The sequence below is a fragment of the Cellulomonas iranensis NBRC 101100 = JCM 18110 genome (assembly GCF_001552375.1).
Classification (GTDB): Bacteria; Actinomycetota; Actinomycetes; order Actinomycetales; family Cellulomonadaceae; genus Cellulomonas; species Cellulomonas iranensis.
The window spans coordinates 1-11,698 of sequence record NZ_BCRB01000101.1; the positions used below are offsets into that span (position 1 = coordinate 1).

Consider the following 11,698-nt stretch of genomic DNA (forward strand, 5'->3'; position numbering starts at 1 on the left):
CGTGGGCGCCGCGCCCGGGGCGCGACCCGGCCGGCACGGCGACCGTCGCGACGCGCAGCACCTCGGCGCCCGCCGCACGGTCGTGCCAGCCGCGGCACCGGCCGGTGCGGTCGAACAGCGGCGACAGCAGCACGACGAGCTGCCCCACGCCGCACGCGAGCACGCCCGCCGCGACCACGAGCCCGCGGAGCAGCACGCGCCACGGGCCGAGCGGGCGGCGGCTGTGCGCGTCGACCGTGCGCACGCCGAGCAGCCGGCGGCCGAGCGTCCAGCCGTGGCGGCCGTGCAGGAGCCACTGCGTCACCGTGACCGCGAGCGCCAGGACCGAGCCGAGCGCCAGCAGCGGCACCGGCAGCGCGGGCAGCGTCGTCGGGTCGTCGCGCAGCGCGAGGACGACGCGCAGCGACGCCACGACCACCAGCCCGCCGCCCAGCACGAGGACCAGCGCCTGGTCGACCAGCGCCGCGACGAACCGCCGGCCCAGACCGGCGGGCCGGTCGTCGACGGCGAGGGCGGGTGCAGGTGCGGGGGTCATCGTCCACCTCGGCGGGGTCGGCCGGCGCGGCTTGGGCCGCGTCCGGGCACAGCGGTCGTGCGGGTCGCCCGGTCACGGTCGGCCCGTGCGGCGGCCGCGACGGCCCGGCGGGCGCGCAGCGACGCGAGCGACCCGCGCGCCCGCACGCGGCGACGCCACGGCAGCGTGCCCCGCAGGGCGCCCACCGTCGCGTCCACGTCCGCCCAGTACGCGTCGACCTCGGAACGGTCCGGCGTACCCGCGGCGAACACCGCACGGTCGGCGCGGCGTGCGAGCGCCTCCACGCGTGCCGCCACGGCGGGGTGGCCACCGACGATCGTCGTCGCCCACGCGCGAGCGGTCTCGCGGCGGGTCGCGGCACCCGGCGGCGCACCGCCCATGTCCCGGGCCGTGTCGACGACCTCGTCCCACCCGCCCGCGACCCGACGCACGGGGTCGGCCGCGCGCCGTCGCCGGCGGCGGCGACGCGCCTTGAGCGCGACGACGACGAGCAGCGGGGACAGCAGCACCAGCACGCCGCCGAGGCCGACGCCCGCCCACGCGGCGATGCGCAGCCACCGGGCGAGGGCCGAGTCGTCCGCGGCCGGGTCCTCCGCCTGCGGCTGCTCGGTGTCGTCCTCGGGCGGCGTCACGCGGTCCGGCGGCAGCACGGGCGGCTGCACGACCTGCGGCTGCGGGTCGGTGTCCGTCTCCTCCTGCTCCTGGTCCGGCGTGCGCGACTGCGGGGGCGTCACGTCGAACGGCACCCAGCCGTGGCCCGCGAACGCGACCTCGACCCACGCCTGCACGTCGCGCCCGCGGATCTCGACAGCACCGTCCTCGTCGGTCGGCACCGCGACGTCGCCGTCGCCCTCCTCGTCGTCGCCCGAACCGGGCACGAACCCCAGCACGACGCGGGCCGGCAGCCCCATCTCGCGGATCATGAGCGCGGCCGCCGACGCGTACTGCTCGCCGTCGCCGACCATCGTCTGGCCCGCCAGCAGGTCCGCGAGCCGCTTGGCGCCGTGCCCCGACAACGACGGGTGGTCGCCCGCGTCGGTGAGGCCGTGGCTGAAGAAGCCCTCGTCGGCCAGGTAGCTCGAGATGGCGCGTGCCACCTGCACCGGGGTCCCGGCGTCACGCGCGACGTCGGCGGCGGCGACCGCGACCGCCTGCGGGACGCCCTGCGACGCGGGCTGCACGACCGACGCGGCCCCCGCCCCGCCGATCGTGTCGTCGTCGGGGACGTCGGGCACGACGACGTCGAGCCGGTACGTCATGCCCTCGCGCACGCCGGACGTGACGACCGCGGCGCCGGTGGCGTCGTTGTACCGCAGGTCGTCCGTCGCGGGGCCGAGGTCGACCGAGGTCGCGAGGCCGACCGTCGGGAGCCACACGCCCTGCAGGTCGCCGACCGTGACCTCGACGCGGGCCCGCTCGCCGCGCGCGGCGACGTCGAGCCGGTCGCCGACGCGCCGGAACTCCCCCGACGCCTGCGCCGACCCGTCGCCCGCGACGTTGAAGACCACGCCGTCGTAACGGTCGAACGTCGCGAGCCGCACGCGCGCGCCGTCGGGCAGGCCGTCGAGCGTCATGAGCACGGTGTCGTCGAGCTTGACGAGGCGACGGAACGACGCGAGCGGGCTCGGGTAGTCGCGCGGGTCGAACGGGGGCACGATCTCGTCGCGCACGACGACGCGCGGCTGGTCGGCCACGACGAGCGGACCGCCGAGCAGACCACCGGTCGCGGCGACCGCCGCGAGCGCACCGGTCGCGACGACGCGGCGCGGGCGCCAGCGCCCCGTCCGCCACGCCGCCCACGTGAGCACCAGCGCGACGAGGGCCGTGCCGGCCGCCGCCGGCGGCACCGGCGGCGTGCGCGTGCCGAGCACGATCGACCCGACGAGCACGAGCAGCGGGACGACACCCGCGAGCGCGGCGACGGCCGGGCGCCGCACGCGCAGCGTCAGCGCGAGCGCCCCCGCCGTCCCGACGAGCGCCAGCAGGAACGCCGCGACGAGCAGCGTGCCGCCCGTGCCGACCGGCGGCTGGAGCGTCAGCACCTGCTTCCAGGTCGAGGCGGCGCCGCGCGCGAGCGCGAGGAACGTCGCGGGGGTCGGCAGCACGCCGCCGACCGTCGTCGTCGGGGCCGCGAGCCCGCCGCCCGCGAGCGCGTACGCGCCCACCAGCAGGGCGACGACCACGAGCGCCGACCACCGGCGCGCCGCCGCCACCAGCGTGACGGCGGTGCCCAGCACGACCCCGCCGACGAGCGCCGGCAGCACCGCGGACACGCCGTACACGGGCACGAGCGGCGTCAGCGCGAGACCCGTCGCCGCGACGAGCGCGACGACGTCACGGACCGCGTCGACCGGCTCGCGCACGCCGACGCGCCGACCCGCGCTCATCCGACCACCCGCCGCAGCGCGCGGGGCAGGTCGGCGAGCGCGCCGACCGTGGCGAGGGTCAACGACCCCTGCGTGCGGACCGCGACGTCCTCGCCCAGCGCGCACCGCAGCACGACGGCACGCGTCCCGGCGGGCAGCGCCCGCGCGCCGAGGCGCAGGTCCGTGTCGCTCGGCGCGCCGCCGGTGACGAGGAACGCCACCGAGGCGTCCGGCGTCTCGCGCACCACGCGCCGCCCGAGCAGGACGACGCCCGCGCCCGCGCTCGACGACGCGAGCCGCGAGCAGTCGTCGAGCAGCAGCGGCGGCGTCGCGGTGCGCAGCCGGCCGGGGCCCGCGAGCACCTCGACGTCGCGCTCGTCACGGATCGCCTGCACCGCGACCGACGCGGCCACGGACACCGCGAGCTCGAGCTCGTCGGGGTCGCGGTAGTCGCCGGTCGCGTTGGCGAGCGCGACGACCGTGAGCGTGCGGCGCGTGTCCTCGAACTGCTTGACCATGAGCTTGCCGCGGCGTGCCGTGGTGCGCCAGTGGATGTAGCGCCGGTCGTCGCCCGCGACGTAGTCGCGCAGCGCGTGGAAGTTCAGGTCGGAGTCGGACAGGTCGCGCGTCGACTGGCCCTCGAGGTCGCGCAGCAGGCCCGCGTTCGCGCCGCCGAGCGCGACGACCTCGGGGTGCACGAACAGCTCGGACGGCTCGGTCCACCGCAGGCGGCGCTGCACGAGGCCCAGCGGGTCGCCGCGGCGCGACACGACGGGCCCCACGACGATGACGGCCCGCCGCTCGGTGGGCACCGCGAACAGGTCGTCGTGCACGGCGTCGGGCGCGAGGCCCGGGACCGACAGCTCGACGAGGCGGTCGCCGACGGGCAGGTCGACCTGCGACGGCAGCGCGCGGCGCCGGGCCGCGTTGCGCACCTCGACGCGCCCGACGGCGCGCTGACCGATCCGCACGCGGTGGTCGGCGAGGTCGAGCACCACGCGGTACCGCGTGCGGCCGACCGTCATGAGGAGCCCGACGACGACGACCGCGAGGCCGGCGACCCCGAGCGACGCGAGCTCGCCCCACCCGAGCAGGCGCCCCGCCACCAGGGCGAGGAGCGCCACGACGAGCACCCCCCAGCCGAGGGGCGCGACGCGCAGGCCCATGGCGTCAGGCCTGCCGGAGCGCGGGCGGCGCGACCTGCCCGAGCACGCGGCCCAGGACCTCGGTGGCGGTGACGCCCGCGAACTCGGCCTCGGAGTCGAGCACGAGGCGGTGCGCGAGCACGGGCTGCGCGAGCACCTTGACGTCGTCGGGCAGCACGTAGTCGCGGCCGTCGGCGGCCGCCCAGACCTTGGCGCACCGCACGAGCGCGAGCCCGCCGCGCACGCTCGCGCCCAGCGCGGTCTGCGCGTCGTCCCGGGTGGCCTCGAGGAGACGCGCGACGTAGTCGAGGACGGCCTCGTCGACGTGCACCGTGAGCGCGAGGTCGGCCATCGTGCCGACGGCCTGCGTCGTGATGCGCGGGTGCAGCGCCGCGGTGCGGTCCTTGGCACCGGCGAGGATCTCGACGGCCGACGCGCGGTCGGGGTACCCGAGCGACGTCTTGACGAGGAACCGGTCGAGCTGGGCCTCGGGCAGGCGGTACGTGCCGGCCTGCTCGATGGGGTTCTGCGTCGCGATCACCATGAAGGGGCGCCCGACGGGGTGCGTGACGCCGTCGACCGTGACGTTGGCCTCCTCCATGACCTCGAGGAGCGCGGCCTGCGTCTTGGGCGACGCGCGGTTGATCTCGTCCGCGAGCACGACCGACGCGAAGATCGGGCCGGGGTGGAACTCGAACCGCTGCGACGACTGGTCGTAGATCGTCACGCCCGTGACGTCGGACGGCAGGAGGTCCGGCGTGAACTGGATGCGGTGGTGCGAGCCCTGCACGGTCGCAGCGACCGCCTTCGCGAGGGACGTCTTGCCCGTGCCGGGCGCGTCCTCGAGCAGCACGTGCCCGTCCGCGAGCATCGCGGTCAGCACGAGCTTGACGGTCTCCTCCTTGCCCAGGAGCGCCTCCCCCACGTTGGCGACCAGCGCATCGAACGTCTCGGCGAACCAGGTCGTCTGCTCGGGGGTCATCGTCGAAGGCTCCTGTGCGGTGCGGGGTGGGAGGGGGTCGTGCGGTGCGGCGACGTCATCCGCCACCACCGCCGCCGGGCGGGTCGGGCGTGGGCTCCGGGGCACGCGGGACAATGACCTCGACTGACGGTGCCCACTCCTGCGACTCCCCGAACTGGTTAAGCGCCTTCACGCGAATCCTGACGGCTCTCCCGGGACTTGCTGCGGGGCTGAGCGGCGCAGCGTCAAGGCGACTCGTCGAGGTCTGCTGAAAGTCACGCCAGGTGCCGCCATCGATCTGGACCTGGACCTTGTAGCCGGTGATCGCGATGTTCTGACCTCCGGTGTCTGTCGGGGCATCCCACGAGCCGGTAATCGCACTTCCGCCGTCCGAGACCGAGATGCCGAACCCGGCATTGACGTCGCCAGGTTGAGAGGCACGGGTGATTACCCGATCCGCTGCTCCAGACACGCCGCTGCCTGCACCGTTCGTTGCAGTAACGACGACGCGTAGCGTCGCCGAACGATTGACGAAGCCGAATCGCGGCATGCCGGCCGACGACGTCGCAGAGGTACCCGACACATTCTCCTGTCGATCCGTGCGCCGATTGTCAACAAAAAACTCAACGGTGTAAGTGCCGTCGGAACCAGCCCAGTCGACCCCCGACCACGTCGCCGTGACAGCCGTCGGCTGCCGGTCGGCGTCACGCGCCGGCTCCCCGAGTGCGACGTTTGTCACTGCTCCTGGCGCAGTGACGACGAGGCCCGACGTCACGGTCCGCCACTCTCCCGCGAGGTCCCGCTGATTGATCGCTCTCACACGGTAGGTAGGAGCCGACCCGCCGGGAACCGCAGAGACGGTGTGTCGCGTGACGTTGGCGCCAAAGCGACCGACTCCCTCGACCTCGTAGCCGCTGATCGGGGCGCCGCCGTCGTCGGACGGAGCCGACCACGACAACAAGACCTGCCCGTCGTTGTACCCACGACGGTCCCCCGCGCCAGTGGGTGTCGCCGTGAAGGACGAAACGGGGCCGGGAACGCTCCAGATCTGCCCTGTGTCGCGCCCCCAGGGCCCCTCGCCGGCCTTGTTTACGGCTCGGACAGCAAACGTGTATGTCCGGCCACGTTGCGCTTCCGTGAAGCGGTAGGACGCCTGTGTCCCGACGGAGAACGCCGGGCCACCGTCAACCGAAACTTCGTACCGCTGAACGTCGGCGCCACCCGCCTCAGTCCGCGAGAGGCCGGGCCAACCGACCTCGATCGTGCCGTTGCCGAGCACATCAATCTGCCCCTTCGTCGCAGACGGGACAGGAGCGGTCGGACGACCTGCGGGGCTCTCTGCAGCTGACGATTCGCTCCAGGCACTGGGTTCCGGGGCTCGGTTGTGTGCGCGCACCTGAATGGTGTAGCTGTCACCATTGCGCAAGCCCTCGAACGTATAGGAGAGGGACGACGTCGTCCGCGTGGCGGAGCCAAACTCCGGTGCCGGGCTAATAAGGAGCGAGTAGCTCGTGATGGGCGACCCGTTCGAGACAGGGGCCGTCCAGGTTGCCGTGATCGAACGATCCCCGAAGGCTAGCCGCGGAGGTGCGGGCGTCTCGGGCACGGCGTCGGGCCGCGCGGGCGCGGACCGCGGCGACTCCTCGGACCAGCCGACGCGGTTCCTGGCCGCGACCGTGAACGTGTACTCGGTGTCGTTCGTCAGGCCGTCGATCGTGCACGTCGTGCTCGCGCACGACCTGACCACCGAGCCGGGCTGCGCGGTCACGCGGTACTCGGTGATCGGCTCGTTGCGGTTGTCGGGGGCCGTCCACGACAGCACCACGGTGCGGTCCCGGACCTCGCCGATCCGCGGCGGGACGGGTGCGTCGGGCACGCCGCTGACGCGCACCGAGATGCGGCCCTCGACCTCGCGCGAGGGGTCGCCGGTGACGTCGCGCACGCGGTAGCGCACGGTCATGTTGCCGATGAAGTCGCCGTTCGGCCGCACCGTCACGCTGCTCGACGACGCGGCGGCCGTCCCGGCGCCGGCGGTCTCGACGACCGCACCGACGACCGTCAGCGGCCCACGCTCGGCGAACGGGTTGGTGGACCCCTCGAGCACCTGGACCGTCGACTCGCGGCCCTGCACGGCGTCGTCGACGACGAAGTCGCGCACGGTGGCGGTCTTGCGCGAGCTCGCGATGACCTTGAGGTCGACGCCGACGTCCATGACGCCGCTGCGGCCGTAGGTCAGCTGCAGGTCGAGCCGGCCGGTCGTGCCCTTGGGCGTCGTGGCGTCGGCCGCGACGCGCAGTTCCGACCCCTCGAGGGTCGCGCTGAACCCGGCCGGCACACCGGCCACGAGCCGGTAGCCGTAGCGCTCGCCGGTCGCCCCGGAGCCCTGCTCGGGGCCGACCGTCAGCGCGCGCAGGTCGAGCCGCGTGGCGGCCTCGCCGGGTGCGACCTCGAGGGTCGCGGGCTGGAACGTCGGCGGGTGGTCGTCCACCGCGAACACCGTGATCGGCAGCGTGAGCAGCGTCGTGCGGGCGGACGTGTCCGACGCGCCGGTCGCGTCGGTGACGGGGACCGAGATCGACGCCGGGCCCGCGTAGCCGTCGGCCGACGTGAACACGAGCGTGTGCGCGTCCTGCACGAGCTCGGCGCCGTTCGAGCGGGTCGCGGTCACCAGGGTCGGGTCGGCGATGCTGGGCTCGCGCCCGGGCGCGACCTGCACGTGCTCGGCCAGCGGGATGGTCAGCGTCTCGCCGCTCGCGACGCGCAGCTCGGGGGCGCGCGGCCGCAGCTGCGGCGGGAAGAACCCGAGCGCGGGCACCGTGATGAACGCGTACGCGTCGGCCTCGGGCGCCGTGCGGTTGACCAGGCGGTACGGCACGGTCTGCGCGTGGTCGACGAGCGTGACGACGACCTGGCCGTCGGGCGCGACCCGGGCGACGTCCCCGTGCGACGCGGGCACCGACACCTCGAGGTCGGACAGCGGGCCCGACGGGTTCTGCGCGACCGCGAGGACGTCGACCGACACCTCCGTCTTGCCGAGCGTGTCGATCGCGGGCACGAGCACGTCGCGCGCGACGGGCGGCTCGACGGGCGCGTCGTCGGTCACCGTGACGGTGAGCGTGCCGTAGTCGCTGCCGCCGACGTCGTTGGTGACGAGGTAGACGATCGGGACCACGCCCGGCGTCGGCGGGGCCGTGACCACGATGCGCCGGCCCTGGACCTCGGCCTGGACGCCCTCGGGGACCTCGACGGACTCGAGCGTCAGCTCGCGCCCCGTGGAGTCGATGTCGTTGGCCAGCACACGCACCTCGACGCGCTGCCCGGGCCGCAGGGTCACGGCGTCGTCCACCGCGACGACGCCCGACCCCGTGGTCGGGCGCGGCGCGATGCCGACGCGGACCGTCGCGACGGCACGCTGCCCGACCCAGTCCTCGACGGCGTAGGTGAACGTGTCGGTGCCGCGCGACCCCGGGAACGCCTCGTACTCGAGCCAGTCGGCCCCGACCTCGGACACGCGCCCCAGCGTCCCGGCGGTCGCCTCCCCCAGGAGCGTCACGCCGTCGCCGTCGTCGTCGATGCCGACCAGCGGGACGGGGATGCGGACCGTGTCGCCCTCGAACACGCGCGCGACCACGTCCCGCGGCCGCGGCGGCGACTTCGTGTCGGCGTCGGACGCGTGCACCCGCACCGTCACCGTCGCCGCGGTGACGTTGCCGGCGGTGTCGGCCACCGCGAAGGTCGCGCGTGCCGTGAGCGCCCGGTCGGGCGCCTGGTACCGCAGCACGTCACCCGACACGAACAGCAGCCCGTCGCCCTCGGCCAGCGGCTCGGGCAGGTCGCGCAGCACCGTGAGCGCGTCGCCGTCCGGGTCGGACGCGCCCTCGAGCACCGGGATCGTGACGACGCCGCCCGCGCGGACGGTCGCCTCGACGTTGGGGACGAACGGCGGCTGCGACGACGCCGACGGCGGGATCGGCTGCACGACGATCTCGCCGCGGGCCGACGCGGTGCCGTTGGACACCTCGTAGGTCAGCAGCACCGGCCGGTCGGGCGTGCGGTCGGCGCGGATCTGCACGTACCGGCGGTCGAGGACCGCGACCTGCAGGCCCGAGTCCTCGGGCGTGGTCACGGACTGCAGGACCAGCACGTTGTCGGCCGGGTCCTCGTCGTTCGCCAGCGGGTCGATCGTCACGCTGCCGCCCGCGGGCAGCAGCGCGACGTCGCGCACCGCGATCGGCGGCTGCGCCTGCTCGGGCCACTCCCGCACGTCGATGCGCGCGAGGCCCGTCGCCTGCTGCGGGGCCGCGGTGACGACGAACGGCACGTAGTACGTGCCGGCGCGCGCGGCGCGGAAGCCGAACGTGCCGGCAGTGAGGTCGGGCGTGATGGTCGCGCCCACGGTGTCGGACACCGACGCGAGGCGCGCCGGCTCGGACGACGCCGACCGGACGGCGTCCAGCGGTCGCACGACGACCTCCTGGCCGACGTAGGTCACGGCGTGCACCGGGTCGATCCGCGGCGGCACCGACCCGGCGGCGCGCACGTCGACGACGACCTCGCCGTCGACCACGTGCGTGCCGTCCGACACCTGGACCTGCACGGTCGTGCGCCCGAGGCCGCCGCCGTCGGCGGTGTAGGTCAGCACGCCGTCCTGGCGGAACCGCACCGAGCCGACCGTCACGTCGGCGGTCGCACCGACGAGCAGCAGGTCGTCGCCGTCGGCGTCCTCGAAGTCCGCGAGCACGCCGTGCTGGATCTGCCCGCCCGTCTCGACCGTGAGGGACGACGTGCGCACCTGCACGGGCGCCTCGTCGCCGTCGCTCACCGTGAGCCGCACGGTCGCGGTCGCGGGCGCGTTGACGCCGCGGCCGTCGTTGACGACGTACTCGAACTCCGCGGACCCGGTCGCCCCCTCGAGCACGTGCACCTGCAGCGCACGGCCGCCGCGTACGGCCTCGACCGTGCCGAACTCGGCCGGCAGGGCCCCGACCTGCGAGATCACGAGGATCCCGCAGTCCGACGACGAGTCGTTGTCGATCACGGGCAGCACGCGCGACCGACCGGCGCGCACGCCGAACTCGTCGTCGACGGCCACCGGCGGCGCGGTCTGGTCCGTGCACTCGGTGACGGGCTCCTGCGTGACCTCGCCGGACTCGGAGTCGTCCTCGGAGTCCTGGGGCTCGTCCTCCGGGACGATGTCCTGCCAGTTGGGCACCCGCACCTGCGTGTCCTGCTGCGGCAGCCACACGCGCCCGGCGACGGTGTCGTTGAGCACCACGAGGCCGCGGTTCACGCGGAACGCGAGCCGGTCCCCCGACGTCATGCCCTCGAGGTCCTCGACCTGCGCGTCGCGTCCCTGGCACAGCACCAGGGACGACCCGATCGACGACGCCCAGGCCGCCTGCGCGCACTCGCCCACCCGGACCGGGGCGGCGGGCGTCCCCGAGCCCGTCGTGGGGTGCTCGCGCGGCGTGCCGCCGTCCAGCGGAACCTCCCACAGCGCGTCCCGGCTCGCGACCAGCACGGTGCTCGCGGCGGGCCCGGGCTGCTGCAGCACGAGTCCCTCGCCGTCGAGCGTGACCTCGCCCCGCGTCGTGCGGACCGTGCTGCCGGACAGCACGACGAGCTCGTCGCCCACGGCGGTGACCGCGTCCACCTCGAGCGGCCCGAGCGTGCCGGCGTCCTCCGGCGCGAGCGGCGTCGCCGCGGGGACACGCGTGACGGCGCCGTCCTCGGGCGCGACGCCCAGCACCGTCCCGCTGCGCGCCACGACCGCCGCGCCGCCCTCGCCGAGCTGCAGGTCGGGCGTGTCGGCGGTGAGGTCCAGGCCGTCGAGGGACACCAGGTCACGCACCCAGACGTCGCCCGCGTCGTCGACGAGGGCCGCGCGCCCCGCCGCCATCGAGACGTCCGCACCACCCGTCGCGACGCGCGTCGTGGTCGCGACGGCGGCCGGGTCGACGACCGACACCGTGGTCGGCTCGACGAGCAGCACCGCACCCTCGTCCTGGAGCACGTCGAACTCGCCGCTCTCGGTCACGAGACCGCCGTCGAGCTCCTCGACGGGCACGTTGTACCGCCCCAGGCTCAGCTGGCTCGTGGCCGTGAGCCACACGCCGCCGTCGTTGAGGTCGACGCGCGCGAGCGGGAAGCCGCGGTCGACGAGCGCGAGCGTGAGGACGATCGCGGGGACCGTGACGACCGCGGCCGCCGTGGTCATGGGCTTGCGCCGCCACGAGCGCGGGTGCCACCGGCTCACGGCACGCACCCCTGCGCGGGGCGCGCCGAGCTCGCGCGGTCCTCGCGCACGATCGACACCTGGATGCACACCTCGCCCGTCGCCCGGTCCGCGGGGACCGTGACGGTCGCGTCCTCGACCAGCTCGAGCGTCGGCTCGCCCGTCACCGTCAGCACCCCCCACAGGTACCTGTCCCCGCCCTGCGGGTCGGGATTCTGCCACGTGAACGTGACGGAGCCGTCCGCGGCGCGGGTGCCGGACAACGAGTGCGGCGCCGGGACCGGTGCCGCCACGGGCCCGGTGGCCGGGGGCGCGAGGGACTCCGACGGTGCGACCTGCCCGCCGCCGCCCCGGTCGCCGAGCGTCGCGTAGGCGATCGCGGCGCCGGCGGCGACCACGACGAGCGCCGCGAGGGCGCCCGCGAGGCGCGTCCGGCGGCGCGGCGGCGCGTCGACC

The 11,698-nt window shown here is 75.2% G+C and carries 5 protein-coding genes and 1 pseudogene; all 6 read right to left on the bottom strand.

Going from position 1 to position 11,698, the window contains the following annotated elements:
• On the bottom strand, positions 1-535 hold a 535-nt coding region (locus CS2_RS15995; RefSeq protein ID WP_169798664.1), incomplete at its 3' end, for an RDD family protein.
• Complete coding sequence (locus tag CS2_RS16000) at positions 532-2,922, bottom strand: transglutaminase TgpA family protein (protein WP_082740299.1); 2,391 nt, start codon at positions 2,920-2,922, stop codon at positions 532-534. The genes CS2_RS16000 and CS2_RS15995, both read right to left, overlap by 4 nt.
• Positions 2,919-4,025 carry a DUF58 domain-containing protein gene (locus tag CS2_RS16005; protein WP_233421224.1) on the bottom strand — a complete coding sequence of 369 codons (1,107 nt, stop codon included), beginning with the start codon at positions 4,023-4,025 and terminating at the stop codon, positions 2,919-2,921. Before CS2_RS16005 ends, CS2_RS16000 begins: the two co-directional genes overlap by 4 nt.
• 46 nt (positions 4,026-4,071) lie before the next feature.
• Complete coding sequence (locus CS2_RS16010) at positions 4,072-5,028, bottom strand: AAA family ATPase (protein ID WP_070320732.1); 957 nt, start codon at positions 5,026-5,028, stop codon at positions 4,072-4,074.
• Between the two features lie 55 nt (positions 5,029-5,083).
• On the bottom strand, positions 5,084-11,263 hold the full coding sequence (locus CS2_RS16015) for an Ig-like domain-containing protein (protein ID WP_082740300.1): 6,180 nt from the start codon (positions 11,261-11,263) through the stop codon (positions 5,084-5,086).
• Positions 11,260-11,698: pseudogene (locus CS2_RS19155) on the bottom strand (serine/threonine-protein kinase); the annotation flags it as partial. The pseudogene CS2_RS19155 and the gene CS2_RS16015, both read right to left, overlap by 4 nt.